The sequence below is a fragment of the Bacillus arachidis genome (genome assembly GCF_030285945.1).
Classification (GTDB): Bacteria; Bacillota; Bacilli; order Bacillales; family Bacillaceae_G; genus Bacillus_A; species Bacillus_A arachidis.
In genome coordinates, this window is the sequence record NZ_CP127376.1 from 4,051,888 (window position 1) to 4,076,102 (window position 24,215).

The 24,215-nt window shown below is 36.7% G+C and carries 23 protein-coding genes and 2 other annotated features; of the genes, 2 read left to right on the top strand and 21 right to left on the bottom strand.

Features of this window, described 5'->3' with window-relative positions:
* Positions 1-426: 426 nt before the first annotated feature.
* The 16 genes from rplT to QRY57_RS22555 form a co-directional block, all read right to left on the bottom strand.
* Positions 427-783: a 50S ribosomal protein L20 gene (rplT, locus tag QRY57_RS22480; RefSeq protein WP_017153952.1), complete on the bottom strand. Its 357-nt coding sequence runs from the start codon at positions 781-783 to the stop codon at positions 427-429.
* A 38-nt stretch (positions 784-821) separates the two neighbouring features.
* A complete protein-coding gene (gene rpmI / locus QRY57_RS22485) occupies positions 822-1,022 on the bottom strand; it encodes a 50S ribosomal protein L35 (protein WP_012095718.1) in 201 nt (66 codons plus the stop codon).
* A 21-nt stretch (positions 1,023-1,043) separates the two neighbouring features.
* Entirely contained in the window at positions 1,044-1,547 is a 504-nt protein-coding gene (gene infC, locus QRY57_RS22490) for a translation initiation factor IF-3 (RefSeq protein ID WP_000973214.1), read from the bottom strand.
* A 61-nt stretch (positions 1,548-1,608) separates the two neighbouring features.
* Positions 1,609-1,730: a sequence feature (ribosomal protein L20 leader region), on the bottom strand.
* A 205-nt stretch (positions 1,731-1,935) separates the two neighbouring features.
* Positions 1,936-3,867 (bottom strand): threonine--tRNA ligase, encoded by a 1,932-nt coding sequence (gene thrS / locus QRY57_RS22495; RefSeq protein ID WP_026593618.1) that lies wholly within the window; start codon positions 3,865-3,867, stop codon positions 1,936-1,938.
* Between the two features lie 47 nt (positions 3,868-3,914).
* Positions 3,915-4,142 (bottom strand) — a binding site (T-box leader).
* A gap of 31 nt (positions 4,143-4,173) precedes the next feature.
* Positions 4,174-5,055: a putative sporulation protein YtxC gene (ytxC, locus tag QRY57_RS22500; RefSeq protein WP_286016139.1), complete on the bottom strand. Its 882-nt coding sequence runs from the start codon at positions 5,053-5,055 to the stop codon at positions 4,174-4,176.
* Between the two features lie 235 nt (positions 5,056-5,290).
* On the bottom strand, positions 5,291-6,226 hold the full coding sequence (gene dnaI, locus QRY57_RS22505; protein ID WP_286016140.1) for a primosomal protein DnaI: 936 nt from the start codon (positions 6,224-6,226) through the stop codon (positions 5,291-5,293).
* Between the two features lie 33 nt (positions 6,227-6,259).
* Positions 6,260-7,678, bottom strand: a complete 1,419-nt coding sequence (locus QRY57_RS22510; protein WP_286016141.1) for a replication initiation and membrane attachment family protein — start codon at positions 7,676-7,678, stop codon at positions 6,260-6,262.
* A gap of 114 nt (positions 7,679-7,792) precedes the next feature.
* Positions 7,793-8,254: a transcriptional regulator NrdR gene (gene nrdR, locus QRY57_RS22515; protein ID WP_012095725.1), complete on the bottom strand. Its 462-nt coding sequence runs from the start codon at positions 8,252-8,254 to the stop codon at positions 7,793-7,795.
* 306 nt (positions 8,255-8,560) lie between these two features.
* The gene (gene speD / locus QRY57_RS22520; protein WP_006096185.1) at positions 8,561-8,944 is read right to left on the bottom strand and encodes an adenosylmethionine decarboxylase; all 384 of its coding nucleotides are present in this window, start codon (positions 8,942-8,944) and stop codon (positions 8,561-8,563) included.
* Positions 8,945-9,331: 387 nt separating this feature from the next.
* Positions 9,332-10,360 carry a glyceraldehyde-3-phosphate dehydrogenase gene (locus tag QRY57_RS22525; protein WP_090687831.1) on the bottom strand — a complete coding sequence of 343 codons (1,029 nt, stop codon included), beginning with the start codon at positions 10,358-10,360 and terminating at the stop codon, positions 9,332-9,334.
* Between the two features lie 109 nt (positions 10,361-10,469).
* Positions 10,470-11,072, bottom strand: a complete 603-nt coding sequence (gene coaE / locus QRY57_RS22530; protein ID WP_090687834.1) for a dephospho-CoA kinase — start codon at positions 11,070-11,072, stop codon at positions 10,470-10,472.
* Between the two features lie 51 nt (positions 11,073-11,123).
* The gene (ytaF, locus tag QRY57_RS22535; protein ID WP_026593624.1) at positions 11,124-11,756 is read right to left on the bottom strand and encodes a sporulation membrane protein YtaF; all 633 of its coding nucleotides are present in this window, start codon (positions 11,754-11,756) and stop codon (positions 11,124-11,126) included.
* An 83-nt stretch (positions 11,757-11,839) separates the two neighbouring features.
* On the bottom strand, positions 11,840-12,670 hold the full coding sequence (gene mutM / locus QRY57_RS22540; RefSeq protein ID WP_026593625.1) for a DNA-formamidopyrimidine glycosylase: 831 nt from the start codon (positions 12,668-12,670) through the stop codon (positions 11,840-11,842).
* Between the two features lie 12 nt (positions 12,671-12,682).
* Positions 12,683-15,316, bottom strand: a complete 2,634-nt coding sequence (gene polA / locus QRY57_RS22545) for a DNA polymerase I (RefSeq protein ID WP_286016142.1) — start codon at positions 15,314-15,316, stop codon at positions 12,683-12,685.
* A gap of 381 nt (positions 15,317-15,697) precedes the next feature.
* Positions 15,698-17,461, bottom strand: a complete 1,764-nt coding sequence (gene pnpS, locus QRY57_RS22550) for a two-component system histidine kinase PnpS (RefSeq protein ID WP_286016143.1) — start codon at positions 17,459-17,461, stop codon at positions 15,698-15,700.
* Positions 17,454-18,170: a response regulator transcription factor gene (locus tag QRY57_RS22555; RefSeq protein WP_026593628.1), complete on the bottom strand. Its 717-nt coding sequence runs from the start codon at positions 18,168-18,170 to the stop codon at positions 17,454-17,456. Before QRY57_RS22555 ends, pnpS begins: the two co-directional genes overlap by 8 nt.
* A 171-nt stretch (positions 18,171-18,341) precedes the next feature.
* Between QRY57_RS22555 and QRY57_RS22560 the strand changes: the two genes are divergently transcribed.
* A complete protein-coding gene (locus tag QRY57_RS22560; RefSeq protein ID WP_090687844.1) occupies positions 18,342-18,665 on the top strand; it encodes a YnfA family protein in 324 nt (107 codons plus the stop codon).
* 97 nt (positions 18,666-18,762) lie between these two features.
* A complete protein-coding gene (locus tag QRY57_RS22565; RefSeq protein ID WP_208017355.1) occupies positions 18,763-18,903 on the top strand; it encodes a hypothetical protein in 141 nt (46 codons plus the stop codon).
* A gap of 72 nt (positions 18,904-18,975) precedes the next feature.
* On the opposite strand, the gene QRY57_RS22570 is transcribed toward QRY57_RS22565, so the two are convergent.
* The 5 genes from QRY57_RS22570 to QRY57_RS22590 all read right to left on the bottom strand — a co-directional run bounded on the left by QRY57_RS22570 (position 18,976) and on the right by QRY57_RS22590 (position 24,075).
* Entirely contained in the window at positions 18,976-19,449 is a 474-nt protein-coding gene (locus QRY57_RS22570; protein WP_286016144.1) for a MaoC/PaaZ C-terminal domain-containing protein, read from the bottom strand.
* A gap of 215 nt (positions 19,450-19,664) precedes the next feature.
* Positions 19,665-20,603 (bottom strand): malate dehydrogenase, encoded by a 939-nt coding sequence (gene mdh, locus QRY57_RS22575; protein ID WP_026593631.1) that lies wholly within the window; start codon positions 20,601-20,603, stop codon positions 19,665-19,667.
* A 20-nt stretch (positions 20,604-20,623) separates the two neighbouring features.
* Positions 20,624-21,916 (bottom strand): NADP-dependent isocitrate dehydrogenase, encoded by a 1,293-nt coding sequence (gene icd / locus QRY57_RS22580; protein ID WP_026593632.1) that lies wholly within the window; start codon positions 21,914-21,916, stop codon positions 20,624-20,626.
* A gap of 161 nt (positions 21,917-22,077) precedes the next feature.
* A complete protein-coding gene (gene citZ, locus QRY57_RS22585) occupies positions 22,078-23,226 on the bottom strand; it encodes a citrate synthase (protein WP_139265467.1) in 1,149 nt (382 codons plus the stop codon).
* A 387-nt stretch (positions 23,227-23,613) separates the two neighbouring features.
* Positions 23,614-24,075, bottom strand: a complete 462-nt coding sequence (locus QRY57_RS22590) for a DUF441 domain-containing protein (protein ID WP_090687850.1) — start codon at positions 24,073-24,075, stop codon at positions 23,614-23,616.
* Positions 24,076-24,215: the final 140 nt, after the last annotated feature.

Genomic DNA, 24,215 nt, shown 5'->3' on the forward strand with positions numbered 1-24,215 from the left:
AATTAGCTTCCTATCCCTTTATGAAATAGCTTGTCCCTAAATCATCTAAACATTATCTACATATGATGAAACTTCCATATCATCTTTCCATTATAACAGTGTCATTTCCACTAGGAAAGATTCCTTTCTTTATAATAAAAACTACAGTAAAAAAGCCAGAGGAATCTCCTCTGACTTTTTTACTGTATGTTCTACTATATTCTTCTATGTTGTTACAACTTTCATACTGATTTTCTCATATTAGGCACAACACGTCCGTTAATTTTCCTTTCCTTCATGTAAACGCCTCTCGTTATAGGTACAAAAAGTTCTTACAAATTCATATTAATACAATAGAAGAAAAGAAAACGATTCTAATTATGGAATGATTAAAATGATTATAAATAAAAAAACCTTAGAAGAAAATCTTCTAAGGTTTTTAAACAATTATTTTAGGTTGCTTTTTGCAACTGTTGCTAATTCAGCGAAAGCTTTTTCGTCATGAACAGCTAAGTCAGCAAGCATCTTGCGGTTAACTTCGATACCAGCAAGTTTTAAACCGTGCATTAAACGGCTGTAAGAAAGACCATTCATGCGAGCAGCTGCGTTAATACGAGTGATCCATAATTTACGGAAGTCACGTTTCTTTTGACGACGGTCACGGAACGCATATAATAAAGACTTCATTACTTGTTGGTTAGCAACTTTGAATAAAGTATTTTTAGAACCGTAGTAACCTTTCGCTAGTTTAATCATTTTTTTACGACGTTTACGAGTAACTGTACCACCTTTTACTCTTGGCATAATATTACCTCCTAGTGTGTTCTATATATCAACCGAACTTATTTTAAGTTGTCAAGCATTTGACGAATACGTTTGTAGTCACCAGCGCTTACTAGACCAGCTTTACGTAGTTTACGTTTAGCTTTTGTAGATTTGTTAGCGAATAAATGGCTAGTATAAGCGTGGTCACGCTTAAGTTTACCAGATCCAGTTTTTTTGAAACGCTTTGCAGCGCCGCGATGAGTTTTTTGTTTAGGCATAGGTATTTCCTCCTCTATCTATTACTTATCGTTTTTCGGTGCTAAAACTAAGAACATACTACGTCCTTCCATTTTAGGCTTAGATTCAATTGTACTAACTTCAGCACAAGCTTCTGAGAAGCGATCTAAGACACGTTGACCGATTTCTTTATGAGTAATGGCACGTCCTTTAAAGCGAATTGACGCTTTAACCTTGTCGCCTTTCTCTAAAAACTTGATAGCATTACGAAGTTTTGTGTTAAAGTCGTGTTCATCAATTGTTGGACTTAAACGAACTTCTTTCATGCTAATTACTTTTTGATTTTTGCGCTGTTCTTTTTCTTTCTTTTGTTGCTCAAAGCGGAATTTACCGTAGTCCATAATGCGGCATACTGGCGGTTTCGCATTTGGAGCAACCAATACTAAATCAAGATTAAGATTTGCAGCTAAGTCTAAAGCGTCATTACGAGACTTGATGCCAAGTTGATCACCATTCGCACCAACTAAACGTACTTCACGTGCACGAATTTGCTCGTTAATCATCATATCCTTGCTAATAGTAAGCCACCTCCAAGGTTTTCTTAGAATACGTTTGTAGTCGTAGAACCCAAACAAAAAAGTGTGGGCATACGAACACCCACACTTGTACGATCTTAAGTAAGAAAGACATTTACCTGCTAACTGCATATGCGTCAATCAGGTGAGAAGCGGGTGCTTCTACTTGTTCTACAAAACAATATTCTATTATCCTTGATGAGTTTATCATAGGATATAACGTCTGTCAAGAAGACGCGTTTTACTAACAACAAGAAATATTGTAACAAACAACACGAATACATGCAATACTTTTTTATGATAAGTGTTGTTTGGTTATTATTTCTAGTTTTTATCCTTGGCAACATAAAAGAAAGCCGCGGCATACCGCGGCTCTTTCTTAGCGTTTTCCTTCAACTTTAATCATATCAACAAATGCATCTAATGCAATTGTTTCTGATTTTTGTTCACCGTATTTACGTACGTTTACGCCGTTTTCAGCCACTTCATTGTCACCTACTACAAGCATATACGGAATTTTTTGCATTTGTGCTTCACGAATTTTGTAACCAATTTTCTCTTCACGAGTATCTACTTCAACACGGATACCAGCGCGTTGTAAGTCTTCCTGTACTTTCTTCGCGTAGTCTAAATGTACTTGCGGAGAAACTGGGATTACTTGTACTTGAACTGGCGCTAACCATGTTGGGAATGCACCTTTGTACTCTTCAATTAAGAAGGCAACGAAACGTTCCATAGTTGATACAACACCTCGGTGAATAACAACTGGACGATGAGGTTTACCATCTTCTCCAACGTAAGTTAATTCAAAGCGTTCTGGAAGTAAGAAGTCTAATTGTACAGTTGAAAGTGTTTCGTCTTTTCCAAGTGCAGTACGAACTTGAACATCGAGCTTTGGACCATAGAATGCCGCTTCACCTTCAGCTTCATAGTACTCAAGACCCATTTCATCCATCGCTTCTTTCAACATACCTTGTGCTTTTTCCCACATTTCATCGTCAGCATAGTACTTTTTAGTATCTTCTGGGTCACGATAAGATAAGCGGAATGAATAGTTTTCTAAACCGAAGTCTTTGTATACCTCTAAAGTTAGGTTTACAACACGTTTTAACTCTTCTTTAATTTGATCTGGACGAACGAAAATGTGCGCATCATTTAAAGTCATTCCACGTACACGTTGCAATCCAGATAATGCTCCAGACATTTCATAACGATGCATTGTTCCAAGCTCCGCAATACGGATTGGTAATTCACGATAGCTGTGAATATCATTTTTATACACCATCATATGGTGAGGGCAGTTCATTGGACGAAGCACTAATTCTTCATTGTCCATTTCCATTGATGGGAACATACCATCACGGTAGTGATTCCAGTGACCAGAAGTTTCATAAAGCTCTCTGCTTCCTAGAACTGGAGTGTATACGTGGTCATATCCTAAGCTTGCTTCTTTATCAACGATGTAACGCTCAATGATACGACGGATTGTTGCACCTTTTGGTAACCAAAGTGGTAAACCTTGTCCTACTTTTTGGCTATTTGTAAATAATTTTAACTCTTTACCTAATTTACGGTGGTCACGCTCTTTCGCTTCTTCAAGCATACGTAAATGCTCATCTAATTCTGCTTTTTTCACGAATCCAGTACCGTAAATACGTTGTAGCATTTTATTATTGCTATCGCCGCGCCAGTAAGCACCCGCAACGCTTAACAATTTAAATACTTTAATTTTCCCTGTAGATGGAAGATGAACACCGCGGCAAAGGTCGAAAAATTCACCTTGTTCATAGATTGAAATAACAGCATCTTCAGGAAGATCGTTAATTAATTCTAATTTTAGCTCATCTCCGATTTCCTCATAACGGCGAAGTGCTTCAGCACGTGGTACCTCATGACGAACGATTTCTAAGTTCTCGTTCACAATTTTTTGCATTTCTTTTTCGATTTTTGGGAAGTCCTCAACTGTAATTGCCTCTTCCATATCGATATCGTAGTAGAAGCCATTTTCAATTACTGGACCAATACCAAGTTTCACATCTTTATATAAACGTTTTAACGCTTGCGCTAAAAGATGAGCTGTTGAATGACGTAAAATGTACAAGCCATCTTCAGAGTCTAATGTAATGATTGAAACTGCACCATCTTCTTCGATTGGTGTACGAAGATCAATCATCTCATCATTTAATTTTCCAGCCACAGCCTTTTTCTTTAAGCCTGGGCTAATAGAAGCTGCGATTTCTTCAGTTGTTGTTCCTTTTGGGAACTCCTTCACAGCTCCATCAGGGAAAGTAATTTTAACTACATCTGCCATCACTGGTCACTCCTCTTTTTCTCAAAATAAAAAACACTCATCCCGTAAAAAGGGACGAGTGTTGAATTCGTGGTTCCACCCTTGTTCCAATTAACCAAATTGTTAATTGCTCAAGTACAACATAACGGTGTTGACCGTTAGCAATTACTAGAAAAACGTTCACTGCTAAAGTTTAGAGGTGGTAAGTAATAAACTCGTACTAGGAAGCTCACACCCTAAGGCTTCCCTCTCTGAGAATCGTAGCAAATTACTCTTGTCCTCATCGTGACATTTCAATATATTTCATTTATGTAGGTAATTATATGCTCAAAAACTTAGAAAATCAAGGGCGTTCCCCTTATTTTTTAAATTTTTCACGTTGCGCTCAAATTCATGTAGTGCACATAATTGAACTCGTTCTTGAAATACATTTTGAAGGGTAACGATCATATTGTGATCTTGCTCTTTCGTATACAAATAAATCGTTCTCGGTGCAATAGAAAGAAGCGGTGCAATTACCTTCGTGTCAATATATACACTCTGCTTAGTTAGTAACTCCTCATCTATATATTGAACCAATTTCTCCTGCTTTAAACGTATTCCTTTTTCATCATAAAAAATAAAGCTTTCATCAAATACAAGATGTATGCAAGATAACCGTGATTTACGGCTACTCACCTGTTGCCGTAGCATTTCTACAAACATTTGATATTCTTGTTCCATTTTATATTCATCAATCGCTACTTCCGCAAGTCGATGAATCATCTCCCTATATGCGCGGAGACGAAAACGAATATAAGATGAAAAAGAAAACGAAAGCGGGTCACAGATCCACCCTTTTAAAGAAGACATAATACGATCTTCAATTTGATTACGTGTTAAATCCGAAGCAAGCCCTTTTCGTTTTCCATTTAAAATAGCATGTGCCATATGTAAAATTTGATGGCATTCTTCTTGTTCTTCGTAAAAAAACTTTTCTTTTAAAATGGCACGAATCCATTCATTTTGTTTTATATTAACAATAAAATAAAGGAGTACTGGTATTAAAACTTTCTCAATATAATTCGATTCGCATATTGGAATATGAATTGTTACCTTTTGTTCATATAAATAAACACTCGTTTCTTTATATAGCTTTTCCGTTCTCTTTATCAGTTGTTGATATACGTGCGCAGCATCATTTTTTTCTTCGAAACAGATTTCAATCACTCTTGTCCCCCCCTTTTATCCCGCTTACAGAGTTGCTTTCTCTCAAGCCCCATAAGAGTTCAGTTCGTGTAAGTTGGGCTCTATGTCGAAATAACTTCTCCATACTGATGAAAGCTTCATCCTATAATCCTTGCTAATTTTATATATATTAAGGGAGTAGAAAAAAAATGATACAAGCTCGTATGAATTTTCAAACGTATAGATAAATAAAAAGAGCAAGCATTATGCTCGCTCTTTACGTATGACGACGATTTTTCCCGCCAACCGGAACCGGCTTCGCTAAATATTTAATGCGCTCCATAATCCGTGCCGCCTTCATTTCTTCTGCTTCTCCGCGCTGTGTATACGTTAAATGATGTTCTAACTGTTTAAAATCAAAATTAGACGTAAAGAACGTTGGTAAGTTTTCAAGCATACGGAATTGTAAAATGGCACCAAGTACATCATCACGAACAAAGCTTGACATCGCTTCTGCTCCAATATCATCTAACATTAATACCGGCACATATTTTACTGCGTCAATTTTTTCGCTAATCGTATTATTTTGCAGCGAACTTTTTATTTCACGTAAAAATTCAGGCAAATATACAATCATTGAACTGACTTTCCTCTGAGCCAACTCATTAGCAATTGCTCCCAAAACAAATGTTTTCCCAACACCAAACGGTCCATAGAAGTACAATGCCTGTACTTTCTTCCCTGGCTCATACTCACTTAAAAATTCATTCGCGGCACGAATTGCTTCAAAGCGATTTCCATCAGATAAATCGAGAGAAGACATAGACGCCTGCAATATATCCTTAGGCATATATACACTTTGAATGAGCTTCTCTTGTTTCTTCCTCTCATCATAGGCCACTTTTCTTACGCAGCGATCATATTGAATGTCAATCATCTTACCTTGAATAATCAATTTCGGTTCATACCCTTGAATCATATTTTTACATGATTCTAAGTTCGGGCAATCTGCGCATCCAACGCTTTGTCCAATGTATTCATATAGCTTCACAAGACTTCGCTCTATCATGGAAGTCGTGACTTCACCTTTATGCTCTTCTACAAACTCTTTTATACGCGGATGAGCCATAACTTCTGCTTTTAACACTTCATATCTATTTTTAAAATTTTCATTTTGCATTAACTTTGCAAATGAATTTTGAATATGCTCCATTCTTTCACCTCAAAGAGCGTTCATTCTCCTCTATTAATCACGCTTATATTTTTTTAACTCTTCTTCCAATCTCTTTCTTTCTTCTTCTAACTTGCTCGGTTTTTCCGTCACATTTGCAAGATCTTTAGACTGTTCTTTTGGTTGTTCTTTTGGTTGTTCCTTCGCTTGTTCTTTCAGCCAATCTGGCACCATTTCTTTCCGTACTGTTTTTTTCGATGTACGGCCCTTCTTCTTCGTCTCAGCCCACTCTTGATATTGGCGATTCTCTTCTTTCGCCAATGCCATTGCTTCTGATACGGTACCGACCTTTTTTCGTGCCCAATGTCCTGCGATTTTCTCAACATATGTTTTGGAGAGCTTCATATCTGAACGCAGCATTACATAATAAATCAGTACATTGACAACACCTGGTGTTAATTTTTGATTCATCATTACTTCTTCTACAATTTGCAAATCTGCTTTTGTCGCTTCTGCACCGCCTGAGATTTCTTTTAACAATTGTTTTGGTGGAATCTCTTCCAGCTGTTTAATGAGCATCTCTTCTTGTGTAGACGGCTCTTTCTCTTTCATCGTACGTGAAGAATGAGGCTGCACTCGTTCACTTAACACTGGAAGCGCTTGACCATTTTCGAATTGATACCAATCACGCGCTCCTTTGCGAAGCCTTTCCATATCAATCGTTTGCAGTTCTGTCATTGCTCCAAGCACAATGTTTTGCATCGATAGCACATCCACACCATACACATAGGAAAGTGTAACCACACATTCCCGTACTTGATCCGTAATCGCTTTTCGCGGCACAAGAGTCGATAACCCTTCCACAAATAAAGAAAAATCAAAGAAATCGTTCCAAAGATTAGGAGCCGTTCCTTTCGCATTGCCAGGCATAACTGCGTTACTCGGAATTCGAAGTTCCTCTTGTGCATGTTCAAATTGACCTGGATTAAAAGACCCAAATACATCATTAAAGGAATGCGTAACATTTTCATAAGAAGTAAAATCAAACTCTTCTTCTAAGAAATATTGCTTAACTTGATTATATTTTGCACGACTCAATCGATTATACAAAAAGATGCTCAGGACAATATCATCAAAAAATTGTTTTGGTGATAACGGCGACTGAAGCTCGTATATAAACATTCGAATATCTTTTTCTTTTTTTATATATACGTTTAAAAGCCCAATCGCTTCTAATTTCACCCGTTCTTCATACACTTCTGGAAGCTGCATTTGCATCGTTACCATAAGAGAGTGATGTGTATTCTCTTTTCCAAATACACGATCCTGCTCTAACTCTCCCCACATCGTCATGTATAGGCTAAAAGCCTTGCTACCTACTAATGGTTGATATAACATCGTTAATACCTTGCGATCGTAACTATGCAGCAACCCTTTTGCACTTACTTTATAACGATCAATTGGCAATAGCTCCATCCATGACTGTTTTTCCATCCTTGCAATTCCTTTCTTTCGCCCATTCTACGTATATAACTCCTTAGTGAAAAAGAGCTAATAGCTTACGCTTCTAGCTCTTTCCCCCACTATTTGTAGGCTCCAAGTTCCACTTTATTCTCGTTCTTTTTGCAGTATATCTTTTAATTCTTCAATAAATACATTTAAATCTTTAAATTGACGATATACAGAAGCAAATCGTACATAAGCAACATCATCAATATCTCGAAGTGCTTCCATGACGATTTCGCCGATCATATCGCTTTTCACTTCTGATATTCCTAAATTTCGAAGTTCACGCTCTACATTTTGCGTTACTTCTTCTAATTGTTTTAATGATACAGGTCTTTTTTCACACGCTTTAATTAATCCACGCAAAATCTTTTCTTTATTAAACTCTTCTCTTGTTCCCTCTTTTTTTACAACAATAAGAGGTGGTTCTTCTACTCGTTCAAATGTCGTAAATCGATTTAAACAACTTTCACACTCTCTTCTTCTTCGAATGGAGCGCCCCTCATCTACCGGACGTGAATCCAATACTCTTGTACCATTATGAAAACAGGATGGACAACGCAACTCATTCACTCCCTTGCAATTTAATCTTTATTTTTCTTACTTTACTTACACGTGAAAATATATACAACATTATATAACCTATTTATCTATGCTTACCACTTTAACTCCACACTTACCCTACTTTCATGGGTAGTAATACCCCCAACTCAAAATCCATTAAAAACAACATAATTAGACAGGAGATTCGTTTCCTCATAAAAATTTAATTGGTGTGGTTCTCTTACTAACAGAAATTCCACCTTATATAAACTAAAAAAAGAGGTGCATTATACACCTCTTTACATTTTAAATCAATTATGTTTTTTTTTAAAGAGCTTTTGTTTCTCTATGCTTAATTTCGAAGCTACCTGTGCCTCGAGGAAGCTCGATGCTCTCTCGCGTTTTCGCATTTAAACCTTCTGCAATATACTCTGCAGCAACATTTGGATCAATACGATCCCCACAAGTATAAACATCAATACTTGCATAACCGTGCTCTGGAAAGCTATGAATTGTTAAGTGTGATTCCGAAATGATTACCACTCCACTTACACCCTGCGGTGCAAATTTATGAAAAGCAACCTCACGTACTTCAGCACCTGCTCTTAGTGCTGCATCCACAAATAATTGTTCAATAAACGGCATATCATTAAGCTTGTCAAAATCGCAATCCCAAAGTTCAGCGATTACGTGACGGCCCATCGTGTCCATAGTATCCATTCTACAGTTCCCCCTTGTAAATTTAATCTAACTGTTCGAATTGAAAACTAATTTGCAATTTGGCTTGCTCCACTACCACGGGGGAAAGTTAGTCCAGAGAGGTCCTAACCCTTTAAGTAGTGACTACGTACCTCAGCTCTTAAGTTTACGAGTGTTAGTATACTTTGTTTATTTTCATTTTGCAACAACAGTTTTTTCGTTTTTTTGTCATATTCTCTTCTTTACTTTCTCCCAAAAAGAATATTTAATTCACAAATACAGCAATCACAATGTTTTTTCATATGTACCATTCACAAAGATATACTTGAATAATATTTTTCCTTTTCAAAAAAAGTACAAAAAAAGAAGACAAGCAATCGCTTGCCTCCTTTTCTATCATTAAATGTGTTGTACATTTTCTTGTTTTGCTAGTTCAGTGACAACTAACTTCACAAGATCTACAACACGGCGAGAGTAACCCCACTCGTTATCATACCAAGCAAGCACTTTCACTTTACGCTCTCCCATTACCATTGTAGATAGGCCATCAATGATAGCAGAATGTGTATTTGTATTAAAATCGATAGAAACAAGAGGTTCTTCGCTGAACTCTACAATTCCTTTCAGCGCACCGTTTGCAACAGTTTTAAACGCTTCATTAATTTCTTCAACTGTTACATCACGTTTTACATCTACTACTAAATCAACAAGAGACACGTTTGGTGTTGGAACGCGAAGTGCCATTCCGTGAAGTTTTCCATTTAAGTGCGGAAGAACTTTCGCTAATGCTTTCGCAGCACCTGTTGTTGTAGGAATAATAGACTGTCCACAAGCACGTGCTCTTCGTAAATCTTTATGTGGGTTATCAATATTTTTTTGGTCATTTGTATAAGCGTGAACAGTTGTCATTAAACCATTTTCAATTCCGAACTGTTCATCTAACACCTTAACAACAGGCGCTAAACAGTTTGTTGTACAAGATGCATTTGAAATAACAGTATGTTTTGTAATATCTAATTGTTCTTCGTTTACACCAACTACAACTGTTATATCTTCATTTTTACCAGGTGCCGTTAAAATAACTTTTTTCGCCCCAGCTTCTACGTGAAGAATCGCTTTTTCTTTTGCATTAAATTTACCCGTTGCTTCAATTACAACTTCAACACCTAAGTCTTTCCAAGGCAATTCTTTTGGATCGCGGTTGTTTAGAAGGCGAATCATTTTCCCATCCACTAATAAATGATCTTCAAATGCTTCTACTGTTCCGTCAAACTTGCCATGAACTGTATCATACTTGATTAAATGCGCTAATGTTTCTGATGGATAGCTTGCGTTGATTGCTACAATTTCGAATGCGCTTTCTTTTATTGCTTGACGAAATACCATTCTCCCAATACGTCCAAATCCGTTAATTGCCACACGAGTCATAATATGTTATCCCCCTTGAATGCGTTATACTATTTATCTCTAATCCCAATAATAGTATAACACAAAAAGAAGATATGTCACTAAGCATTTTCACTAATTTTACATTTTTTTAATTAATGATGTTCCACTCTTTTAAAATGAGCTGTAATTGTGCTTTTGTCTCGGCAATTGTGCCATCATTATAAATAACTTTATTAGCTAATGTTACTTTCTCTGCTAAAGACATTTGTGAATGAATGCGTGCTTTCGCTTCCTCTTCTATAAAACCATTCCGCTTCATTAAACGCTCTAACTGCGTACTAGGTGATACAGCTACAACTAAAATTTGATCAACAAGACTCGTTAGCTTACTTTCAAATAAAAGTGGAATATCTAGTACAACCGCTTGCACGCCTTCCTTTATGTACATATCCTTCTGAGCATTCATTTCTTTCCGAACAGCAGGATGAACGATTTTGTTTAAATGCAATCGTTTTTCTTCATTATGAAATACAATACTTCCAAGCTTTTGACGATCTAGCTCCCCATTTGCTTGCAGTATTTCTTCACCGAATACCTCTACAATTTCTTTATATGCTTCTTTACCTTGTTCTACAACTTCCCTAGCAATAATATCTGCATCTATAACAGGAATGTTTAACTCACGAAACATTTGCGAAACAGTGCTTTTCCCACTTGCAATGCCTCCTGTTAATCCAATTACAATTGTCATCATTCTCCTCCTTACAAATAGAAGCGTGAAACTTATGTTCCACGCTCCCACTTACATTTTCCAAATTCCAATAATAATAAGTAAAATCCCAGGTAGAAACGTAAATTTTTGTAACCATCGCATATTCGATAAGACCGTTCCTAGCCTCATTCCAATAAATAAAAACAGAGAGCTCATAACGGCAACTAACACCGCCATCATAGCAGGAGTATATCCTAGTAAGGATGCACCAATTCCTGCTCCAAACGAGTCTACTGAAAGAGCGATCCCCAAAAGCAAGGCTTCTCCACCGGAAATTGTGCCTGATTTATCAAAATCGGCAACAGTCGGCTTCCGTAAAATTTGAATGACTAATCCAAGCGAAGCAATTTCTAACTTCCAAACTTTCTCTTCTTGCTGCGGTTCGTCTTTTTTCTCACTCCGAAAAAACTGATACAACACCCATGCACCAATAGCCACTAAAACGATTCCGCCAATGCGCGTTGCAATCACTGGAGAAAACACCTTAGCAATCATATGTCCAATTCCCATCGAAACAAGCATGACAGCCGCTGAACACATTCCAATGATAAGTATCGATTTTAACGGAATCCTCACGCTCCGCAAACCATACGTAAGCCCTACACTACAGCTGTCTAAACTTAATGTAAAAGCTAATAAAATAAGAGAGAAATAATGATACATCGGTAAGCTCCTTCCCTATACATAGCTTTGCTGTATGTATATGACAAATGCCTATCCGATGTTATTAGAAAACGATATCTTTCTTAGCTTTTTGGCTGGCACATAGGGCAATAATGCGTTCCTCGTCCACCAACCACTGTCTTTTCAATCACACTCCCACACGTTACGCATGGTTCACCTTTTCTTCCATACACATTTAGAAGCTCTTGGAACGAGCCGATTTGTCCTTGCGAATTGATATACGTTCTGATTGTACTTCCTCCGCGCTCAACAGCCTCCGCTAATGTTGCGACAGTTGCCTCATGAATTTTTTCTATTTCGGCTTTCGTTAAAGATGAAGCTTCTCGTTCCGGGTGAATCCCGGAACGGAATAAAACTTCATCTACATATATATTCCCAAGCCCAACTAAAAGACGTTGATCTAATAGTACAACTTTTATTTTGCGGTTTGTCTTTTTCAATCTCTCCTGCAAATATCCTGGTGTCAGTTCAGCGTCAAATGGCTCAGGCCCTAAATCAGCAAGTGGCATTTTGTCGAATTCTTCACCTTTTTTAAAGAGGTGCATCGTACCAAACTTTCTCACATCTTTATAGTGTAACTCTGTACCATCTGTAAATTGAAAACGCACGTGCGTATGTTTATCAATTGGTTCGTCCTCTTTATGAAGTAAATATTTCCCCTCCATACGCAAGTGTGAAACAATAACGTACTTTGTTACATAAAGAAGTAAAAACTTACCTCTTCGTTCAATCCGTTCAATCGTTTCACCGCGTAACATTTCTTTAAAGAGCTCAGCGTCATCTGGTCGCTTTACTAATTTTGGATATGTTACAATCACATCTTTAATTATTTTTCCCGTTACAAGGTTTTCAAGTGTCCTTCTAACATTTTCAACCTCTGGTAATTCAGGCATTCAATCACTTCCTTATTTTGCGTCATACCAAGTTGGACCGTAAGAGTAATCAACTTTTAGCGGAACTGCAAGTTCAATTGCATGCTCCATTACTTCAGGTACAAGCTTCTCTAACTTTTCTACTTCTTCTTTTGGCACTTCAAAAATTAATTCATCGTGTACTTGAAGAAGAAGACGCGCTTGTAAACCTTCTTCTTCTAGGCGGTCTGCCATAATAATCATCGCTTTTTTTATAATATCAGCTGCACTACCTTGAATTGGAGTATTCATCGCAGTACGCTCAGCAAAGCCGCGTAAATTAAAATTGCGACTCGTAATTTCTGGAATATAACGACGGCGATTTAATAATGTAGAAACATACCCTTTTTGCTTTGCTTCTTGTACAATCTCATCCATATATTCTTTTACTCCAGGGAAACTCGCAAAATACTTTTCAATAAATTCTCCTGCCGCTTTTCGTGTAATTCCTAAGTTTTGCGAAAGTCCATAATCGCTAATACCATATACAATTCCAAAGTTAACAGCTTTTGCCTGACGTCTCATATTCGATGTTACTTCATCTTTTCCAACGCCAAATACGTCCATTGCTGTTTTCGTATGAATATCCATATCATGCTGGAACGCTTCCACTAACCCTTTGTCGTTTGCAATATGCGCCAAGACACGCAGTTCAATTTGTGAATAATCGGCTGCATACATAACCCATCCTTCTTTTGAAGGAATGAATGCTTGGCGAATCTTTCTTCCTTCCTCTAAGCGAATCGGGATATTTTGTAAATTTGGTTCTGTAGAGCTTAGTCGGCCCGTTTGCGTCAGTACTTGGTTAAAACGGGTATGAATTTTAGAAGAATCTTCATGAACTACCTTTAATAATCCTTCAATGTAGGTAGAATTCAATTTCCCTAATTGACGATAATGTAAGATATTAGGGATAATTTCATGATGCCCCATTAATTTGTCCAATACATCAGCCGATGTAGAATATCCTGTTTTTGTCTTTTTAATAACCGGTAAATTTAAGTTTTCAAATAAAACTACGCCGAGCTGCTTCGGTGAGTTAATGTTAAACTCTGTTCCAGCAAGCTCATAAATTTCTCGTTCCATTTCCTTAAGCCTTCCAGCAAGCTCAACTCCCATATTACGTAAGCGCTCTGTATCAACCTTGACGCCCTTTACTTCCATTTCAGCTAACACACGGGCAAGCGGCATTTCTAGCTCTGTAAACAGTTCGTATTGTTCATTGTTCTGTAGTTCTTCTACAAATGTTTTGTGCACATCGTATAGTACATGTACTTTTCGAGCTACGTGTTCTGCCACTACCTCTTGCTCAGGAACCGTACGTTTTGCACCTTTTCCATATACCTCTTCATCAGATTGAACAGCATGTGTTTCTTTCATTTTCGCTACGGCACGGAAATCTTTATCTGTATCAGCTGGATCAAGTAAATAAGCGGCAATTAGCAAGTCAAAATCGACCCCTCTAATTTCTAAACCTTTCCACTTAAGTGCAACAATGGCACGTTTCGCATCAAACGTATACTTTTTCATTTCATCATCTGCAAGCCACTTCATAAAAGCTTCAGATTTGAGCGCAATATCACTCGGAATGAAATAGCAACCATTTTCATTTTGAATACCAAACCCTTGAATGTCGGCTCTATGGTAATTATCTTCTTGTACTTCCACAATAATCGCACTATCTTGCTGTAGCATCTCTTCTGTTACTTCTTCTACAATATCAAACAAAATATCATCTAATTCAGCTGGCGCCGTTTCTTCAGAAGACGCACCAAGCTTATTTAATAAGGAAGTAAAGCCTAAATTCTCGAACATTGGAATGACGTCACTCGCTTCATATCCTTTATATTCGATATCATCCACATGTACTGTAATTGGAGCATCCGTAATAATCGTCGCAAGTTCTTTACTCATGAGCGCTTGCTCTTTATTGGCTTCTAATTTTTCTTTTAGTTTCTTTCCGCTTACTTTGTCTATGTTCTCATATACGGCTTCTACTGTTTCAAATTGCGTTAACAATTTAATTGCCGTCTTCTCACCAACACCTGGCACACCTGGAATATTATCAGATTGATCTCCCATGAGACCCTTCATATCGATAATTTGCTGTGGTGATAAGCTATATTTTTCAAATAAAGCTTCTTTCGTATATTCATCTACTTCTGTAATTCCTTTACGCGGAATACATACAAGCGTGTTATCAGAAACAAGCTGCAGTAAATCTTTATCTCCAGAAATAACTTTTACGTGAGCACCTTGTTCACTCGCTTCTTTTGCCAGTGTACCCATAATGTCATCTGCTTCATAGTTCTCTAACTCATAACGTGGCACATGAAACGCGTCTAGTAGCTCACGAATAAATGGGAATTGCTCTGACAATTCAGGTGGCGTTTTTTGACGCCCTCCTTTATATTCACTAAATGTTTTGTGACGAAATGTTGTTTTCCCCGCATCAAACGCAACAAGCATATGCGTTGGTTTTTCCTCTTCTAATATTCTCATTAACATCATCGTAAAACCATAAATTGCGTTCGTATGTATACCTTTGTCATTATTTAAAAGCGGCAGTGCAAAGAAAGCACGATACGCGATATTATTTCCATCGACTAATACGACCTTTTTTTCCAAATCGAAAACCTCCTCATACAAATTTTCAACGAGTTTTTATATAGAAAAAACCGTTTTTTCCTTCTCTCTATATTAACACGACTAACAGAGAGAAGAAAAACAACGGTTCTTCCTACTACATATATTTAATATACAATGGAGATGCTTTCACAATATCTCATGAATGAAATCTCCGTATCCTATTTATATAACACTTTGACAAAAGTTGCATAAAGCTATTTCACAAAAAGGGAAGTGACGAGAATAGAGCACCTATTCTCGTCCAAAATTACTCCTTGGATGAAGGGGTTTTCATCTATTATATTAACAGGACTTTATTAATGTTTAATGAAGCTATTGTTAATATAATGTAAATGTCCATCATCTAAGGGAATGTGAAACTCATTTCCCTAAAGCGACTTTTTGCAAGGTTACTGTAAATGTTGTTCCTTCTCCTACTTCACTCTCTACAGTAACTGTCCCATGATGCGCTTCTACTAAATGTTTTACAATCGATAATCCAAGCCCTGTCCCGCCTGTGTTTCGACTTCTTGCTTTATCTACCCGATAAAAACGTTCAAAAATACGTGGAATTTCCTCTTTACTAATCCCAATTCCTGTATCAGACACTTTGATATATACACTATGATCATCTTCAAACAACTTAACAGATACCGTACCTCCAGAAGGTGTATACAGAATTGCATTGTTAATTAAATTGATAAAGATTTGCTTCAACCGACTAGAATCCCCAATAACAAAAACTGACTTGTTTATGTCCACTTGTAAAATAATATCTTTATCTTGTGACTTTTTATCTAGTACCATTTGAATTTCTTCCAGTAATCCTTTTATATCAACGGTACCCATATTTAGCTTAAAGCCTTGTTGTTCAATCTTTGATAGATCCAACAAGTCTTCGATTAAGCCTTGCATACGTTCGCTTTCCTTTAAAATAATGTGTAAAAAATGCTCACAAAACTGTTGATTTTCCATCGCTCCATCAAGTAGTGTTTCAGAAAATCCTTTAATAGAAGTAATTGGCGTTTTTAGTTCATGGGAAACATTCGCTAAAAAGTCTTTTCGCATTTGCTCTAGTTTCTTTAGTTCCGTTATATCGTGGAATACAAGAACAATCCCTTTCCACTCATGATTCGTCCCGATAATCGGCGCGCCATATACTTCAAAATGTTTTCTTTCAATACTAAGTGGCAGCAGCATTTGCTTCCGCACTTTTACTTCTGTCATAAAAATTTCTTCCACAAGTTCAATGATTTCTGCATGAAGAAACGCTTCATAGTATAAGCGATCTAAATATTCTTCATCCGTTACATGAAAAATCTCTTTATAGGAGCGGTTCACAAGACTTATATAGCCACGGCTATCAATTAAAATCATACCGCTTCCCATATTTTCAATCAGTGTATGTAAACGATCTTGTTGCATTTCTTGCTCTAACGTCATTTCTTGTAAATTACGCGCTAAAATATTAATTGCCTTACTTAACATCCCAGTTTCATCTGAATGACTTTCATAAGCACGTGCCTTATAATTCCCCTTCGCTAATTCAATCGCTACTTTCGTAACAGACTCTATCGGACGAATATATTGACCTGTAATTTTCACACCAAGAAAAACAACAACAAGACAAGCAATCACAAATCCTATAATTAATAATCCCCACGTTTTTTGGTGAACATCTTGCAAAGGAGCTATTGTACTCTTTATAATGATATACCCTTGTTTCCCCTCTGTATCTTGAACAAACACTGCATGATAAAATACATTGTTATCACTTGTTTCCTTCGTAATCACTCTATTTTTTTGTTTTGCTGTTTCAGAGGATAGTTCCTCAATTGTTGCTTGACTAAATACAGATTCTTTGCTGTTACTATATTTGACCTTCTTCTCTTCATCAACAAATATAATTGAAACAGGAACTTGCTCTTCAAATTGCTCAAATATGTTTGACTTTTTTAAAACGCGATCAATGCCTTCTACCTCTACCAATGAAGCAACATATCTTGTCTCTTTTACTGTTCTTTCTTTCGCGTGATCAATATAGTAGTTCTCAAACACCGTTTCGAGCAGTACCCCTAGTCCAACTAAAATAAGAATAATCAGAGAAACAAATGTAAAGAGAAGCCTCGAGCGGAATTTATTCATCCCCCTTTGGCTCCTCTAATTTATAACCTAATCCACGAATTGTTTTAATGTATGCTGGCTTTTTCGTATTCTTTTCAATTTTATCTCGTAAATGACTAATATGAACATCGACGATTCTTGTATCTCCAGCAAAATCATAGTTCCATACAGCACTTAGTAACTGATCACGTGTTAACACACGGCCCTTATTCTTTGCTAAATATACAAGTAGCTCAAATTCTTTCGGCGTTAGCTCTAGCTTTTCCCCCTGGAAATACGCCTCGTAAAACTCAGGTAAAATTTTCAAATCAGTAATCATAATGCTATTTTCATCCTGCACTTCTGGAACTTGTTCTTCTTGCAATTTCGTACGACGTAAAATTGCCTTCACACGAGCAACAACTTCCCTCGGACTAAACGGCTTTGTCATATAATCATCTGCCCCAAGCTCAAGACCTAACACCTTATCAAATTCATCATCTTTCGCCGTTAACATTAAAATAGGTGTCATAATACGCTGTAAACGTAATTCTTTACACACTTCCATACCATCCATTTTCGGAAGCATTAAATCTAATATGATCAGGTCTGGACGTTCAGTTGTCGCTTTATGCAGTGCCACTTCGCCATCCATTGCTGTTATGACTTCAAATCCTGCTTGCTGCAAATTAAATTCAATTAAAGTTAAAATAAACTCCTCATCATCAACAACTAAAATTCTATTACTCATTCTCTTCCTCCAAGTTATAGACTTGAAACCTTCTTCATCCTAGTATTTCCCCACTATTCTCATCATACTAGAAAACAATTCCCCTCTCAATATAATTGTCTATTCACTAAGTTTGATTGTACTATAGTTATACAGGAAAATATATCTAATAGAAAGCGATGGTACCTATTCATGTTTAAAGCAGCTGTTATTTTCATTCTTGCCGGACTAGCTGAAATTGGTGGTGGATACCTCATCTGGAAATGGATAAGAGAAGGCGGTTCCATTTGGTTTGGCCTAATTGGCGGGATCATTTTATGCTTATACGGCGTAATTGCAACATTCCAGGTATTTTCTAGTTTCGGTCGTATATACGCAGCTTATGGCGGCGTGTTTATTGTGATGAGTTTACTATGGGGATGGATGATTGATAAGAAAACACCTGATTTGTTCGATTGGGCTGGTGCAGCGGTTTGCCTTATTGGTGTGTTTATTATTCTTTGGCCACGTGGTTAAAGACAGATACCCACTTGACTTCTCTCTCCTTAAAATGTAACAATTAACATTATTAAATTTAAACATAAAGATTTATAAATTAAGAGGGGAATTCAAAATGAATCGCAAAAAATGGGTACTACCTGGCTTCACTTTATTATTTGTAGTTGGTTTTACTGTCTGCTTTTCAAACTGGGGAACATTACAAACTAGCATCGTTGATTTCTCAGAAGGGTTTGTAGAAGGTTTTTTCAGTTAAGTTATACTTAAAATCGTACTAATCTATCATATGATAGATTAGTACGATTTTTTATTACACACGAACTCATTATTAAAAATTATCTAATGCTTTTTCTAAAATAGAAGCCGATTTGTAAGGTGGTGCTACCGTTAATACACCCTTTACAACTACTTCTTCTTTTTCATCATAAGCGAATACACGCATATCAATTGTATGTTCTTCCTCCGAAACCGCTACAACTTCAAAATGAATTTGCAATGTTTCATAATGATGAACTGGTTTCACAAAAGTTAGATCTTTCCTAACAACATGACTACCTGGACCTGGTAAATATTTTGTAACTGCCGTTGTAATTATACCCGTTAACATAATGCTTGGTACAATTGGCTTTTCATACGGAGTTTGGGATGCATAATCATGCTGGATATATAACGGATTGGAATCATTTGTTAATCCTAAATACAATAATAGATCTTTATCCTCAATTTTTTCAGTGATAGATAACTTTTCTCCTACTGTAATCTCATCCATTCGACGACCAATTTGATTTTTTTTCTTTAACATGTTACAATCCCCCTCCAAGTTTTATTTTATTATCCTACCAAAAGCAATATATTATCCGAAGCGCTACTATAATGAGGGCAATGTATATTATAAGTCTATGTTTCCATTGTAGGATACAATTAATGATAGCGTTTTCATGTTATTTTAAAAAAATAATACTCTAAATAGTAGAAAAAGATTCGGAGTCCGAATCTTTTTCTACCATATATTTTGTATTAAACAAGAACTTTCATAACGTTACGTACAGATTCTACTGAACGATCTAACGCTTCTTTTTCTTCTTCACGAAGTTCTAATTCGATAATTTTTTCAATTCCGTTACCACCTAGAATTACTGGTACACCTAGGTAAAGGTCACTATATCCATATTCACCTTCAAGGTATGCGATAGCCGGTAATACGCGGCGTTGATCTTTTAAGATCGCTTCAGTCATTTCAACTAAAGAGGCAGCTGGTGCGTAGTATGCACTACCGTTTCCTAGTAAACTTACAATTTCACCGCCGCCTTTACGCGTACGTTCTACGATTGCATCTAAGCGCTCTTTTGGAATTAATGTTTCTAACGGAATACCGCCTGCATAAGAATAACGTACAAGAGGTACCATATCATCACCGTGACCACCAAGAACGAATCCTGTAATGTCTTTAACAGAAAGATTTAATTCTTGTGCGATGAATGTACGGAAACGAGCTGTATCTAATACACCAGATTGACCGATAACGCGCTCTTTCGGGAATCCAGCTTCTTTAAATACAGAATATGTCATTGCGTCAACTGGATTTGTTAACACAACAATAATTGCGTTTGGTGAATGTTTTACGATATCTTGTGTAATACTTTTCATAATTTTAGAGTTTGTCGCTACTAAATCATCACGGCTCATACCTGGTTTACGTGCAATACCCGCTGTAATAACAACAACGTCAGAATCAGCAGTATCTGCGTAATCAGACGTGCCGATAATGTTAGCGTCAAAACCTTGTATAGGGCTTGCTTCTAACATATCTAACGCTTTCCCTTTTGTTGGATTTTCCAGTTGTGGAATGTCCACCAATACAACATCTGCAAGCTCTTTTTGTCCTAATAAGAATGCTGTTGTTGCTCCTGTAAATCCTGCACCGATGACTGATACTTTTTTGCGTTTGATTGTCATAATTTCTCCCTCACTTTAAATTATGCGTTTTTGATTACCGCTAAGTCCATATTATTAATAAGGGCATCAGCAAATTCAGAACATTTCACTTCAGTTGCACCATCCATAAGACGTGCGAAGTCATATGTTACCACTTTTGAAGCAATTGTTTTTTCTACTGAAGCAGTTACTAATTTGGCAGCTTCATTCCATCCTAAATGCTCTAATAATAATACTCCTGAAAGAAGAACAGAAGATGGATTTACTTTATCTAAACCTGCATATTTTGGAGCTGTACCATGTGTAGCTTCAAAAATAGCATGCCCAGTAACATAGTTAATGTTTGCACCAGGTGCAATACCAATGCCACCTACTTGTGCTGCAAGTGCATCAGAAATATAATCGCCATTTAAGTTCATTGTTGCAACAACATCGAACTCACGTGGACGTGTTAAAATTTGTTGTAAGAAGATATCTGCAATAGAATCTTTAACGATGATTTTACCAGCTTCTTCAGCTGCTGCCATCGCTTTATTCGCTGCATCTTTACCATCTTTTTCAACAATGCGGTCATATTCAGCCCAAGTAAATACTTTATCACTGAATTCTTGTTCCGCTACTTCATAACCCCAGTTTTTGAAAGCACCTTCTGTAAATTTCATAATGTTTCCTTTATGAACTAATGTAACAGAAGAGCGTTTTTCGTTAATTGCATATTGAATCGCAGCACGAACAAGACGCTTTGTCCCTTCTTCTGAAATTGGTTTAATACCAATTCCTGATGTTTCTGGGAAGCGAATTTTATTTACACCCATTGTTTCTTTTAAGAACTCAAGCACTTTTTGCGCTTCTGGAGATCCTTGTGCATATTCAATACCAGCATAAATGTCTTCTGTATTTTCACGGAAAATTACCATATCAGTATCTTCCGGACGTTTTACAGGTGAAGGAACACCTTCAAAATAACGAACTGGACGTAAACATACGTATAAATCTAATTCTTGACGAAGTGCTACGTTTAGAGAACGGATACCACCACCAACAGGAGTTGTAAGTGGACCTTTAATTGCAATCAAGTATTCACGGATCTCATTTAACGTCTCTTCTGGTAACCATTCACCTGTTTGGTTGAATGCTTTTTCCCCTGCAAGCACTTCTTTCCAAACGATTTTCTTCTCACCATCATAAGCTTTTTCAACAGCTGCTTCTAATACACGAGATGCTGCTGCCCAAATATCTGGTCCAATTCCATCTCCTTCAATAAAAGGAATAATTGGATTGTTCGGTACATTCATAACACCATTCGTTACAGTAATTTTTTCTCCTGTCGTCACTGTGATAACCCCCATGTTTGAAATTTCATATGTATGAAACTGAGGGAATAAAACCCTCAGTTCAAACCGTTAGTCAAATTAAAATATTCCAATCATTACATCTTTGCAAAAAAATCAGACTTTTGAAAGTGTATTTACACTATCAAAATAGTGTTTTTAACTTATCGTTGCGCTAATGGGATATAACGTTGATGCGTTGGTCCATTATAATCAGCACGCGGACGGATTAAACGGTTGTTTTCATATTGCTCTAAAATATGAGCTAACCAACCTGACATACGACTGATCGCAAAGATTGGTGTAAATAAATCATGATCAATTCCTAAACAATGGTAAACAGAAGCAGAATAGAAATCGACATTTGGTGGAAGACCTTTTTCTTTTGTGACAATGTCTTCGATTTTGATAGACATATTATACCATTTCTCTTCTCCTAAAAGCACGCATAATCTCTTAGACATTTCACGTAAATGTTTCGCACGTGGGTCACCATTTTCATATACGCGATGGCCAAATCCCATAATCTTAACTTTATTTTGAAGTGCGTTATGAATATAGGACTCTACATTTTCTTCTTCACCAATCTCTTTTAACATCTTCATTACATTTTCGTTCGCACCGCCATGAAGAGGTCCTTTTAAAGCACCAATTGCTGCTGTAATTCCAGAATATACATCTGAAAGTGTCGCAACACAAACACGTGCTGTAAATGTAGAAGCATTTAATTCATGATCCGCATGAAGCACAAGCGCCTTATCAAAAGCTTCGATCTCTACTTCATTTGGTTCGCGGTCATTTAACATATAGATAAAGTTTGCAGCTAATGATAGATCTTTTCGTGGCTCAACAACTTCTAAACCTTTACGAATTCTTGCATATGCTGCAACAAGAGTACCTACTTGAGCCTGTAATTTAACCGCTTTCAAATAATTGGACTTCTCATCCATTAATTCAGCACTCTCATCGTATAATGATAACATGGAAATCGCTGTTCGTAAAACTGACATCGGATGTGCAATCTTTAAATCTACTTGTTTTAAATATGATAAAATCTCACTTGGAACTTTAGAATATTCCGATAAAGATTCTTTTAACTCATTTAATTCCTCTTCATTAGGAAGTTTACGATGCCACAGTAAGTATACCACTTCTTCAAACGTAGCGTTTTCCGCTAAATCATCAATATTATACCCAACATACGTTAATGTATCGTCAATAATAGAACTCACGGATGATGTTGTTGCTACTACCCCTTCTAAACCTCGAATAACAGTCATTACACTCTCTCCTTTTCCTGAAAATTCTCCCAACCTTGCTCCCTTATATTTGTTTGCTTCCCCATATAAATTATGAACGCCCGTTCACTCTTTAGGCAAGCAAAATGCACGATCATGCAAATTTGCTGTGATGTTCCCATCTTGTAGTTCCATTGCTTGTTGTAAAGCATGAGCGTGAGTTTCTCCTCGAATCCTCACGCTTAGAACAACAGATGGTGAGGAAAACTAGTTTCGAAGAGTTTATGATAAAAACAACATAAAACAACATCAGTAAAAATTATTTTATGTTGTTTTTATTTTATCTGGTGTAAGTCTTCGCTGCTATGTAACCTTTGAAAAGTTTTCTAATTACATTATAAACAATTATCTGACTTTTGTGAATGGAAAGAATTCAAAAAATTTATATTACAATAAAATTTTTCACTTAAACATTTGTATAATGTTCATCACCGCATACGCAATTCCCGCTCCAATTAATGGTCCTACAGCGACTCCATTAAACAACGCAACTGCTATAATTGTTCCAAATACGAGCGCAGTTGTAATATGAGGATCACTCGTTAATAACTGTACTCCTCCTTTTGCCAAGAGAGCGACCGCTATTCCTGACGCTAAAGCAATCCATGCGTAATAAGATTTAGCCGCTTCACCCAACTGCTTAAATCCGATTTCACCCGTAGCTATTGGAACAAGAACCGCAATCGTAATTACCGTTACACCAAGATTAATTCCTTTTGTTTGTAGATATGGTAAAATCTTATCTCCTAAAAACGTCCACTTTAATAAAAATAAAACACCAACTGCTACAGTAAGTGATTGATTTTTAGCAATAAGTCCAATAATAAGAAGTATGAATAAAAATAACGTGGATTGACTAATCATGATTACACTTCCTTTCTGAAAATAATGAACCTGTTTACAAAAAAAATTCTGTTAAACACATCGTTATACATGCTATAAACGATAAGTATTTATCAATCAATATAGATGATATATACAGACCTTCAATCCCTTAAATACGA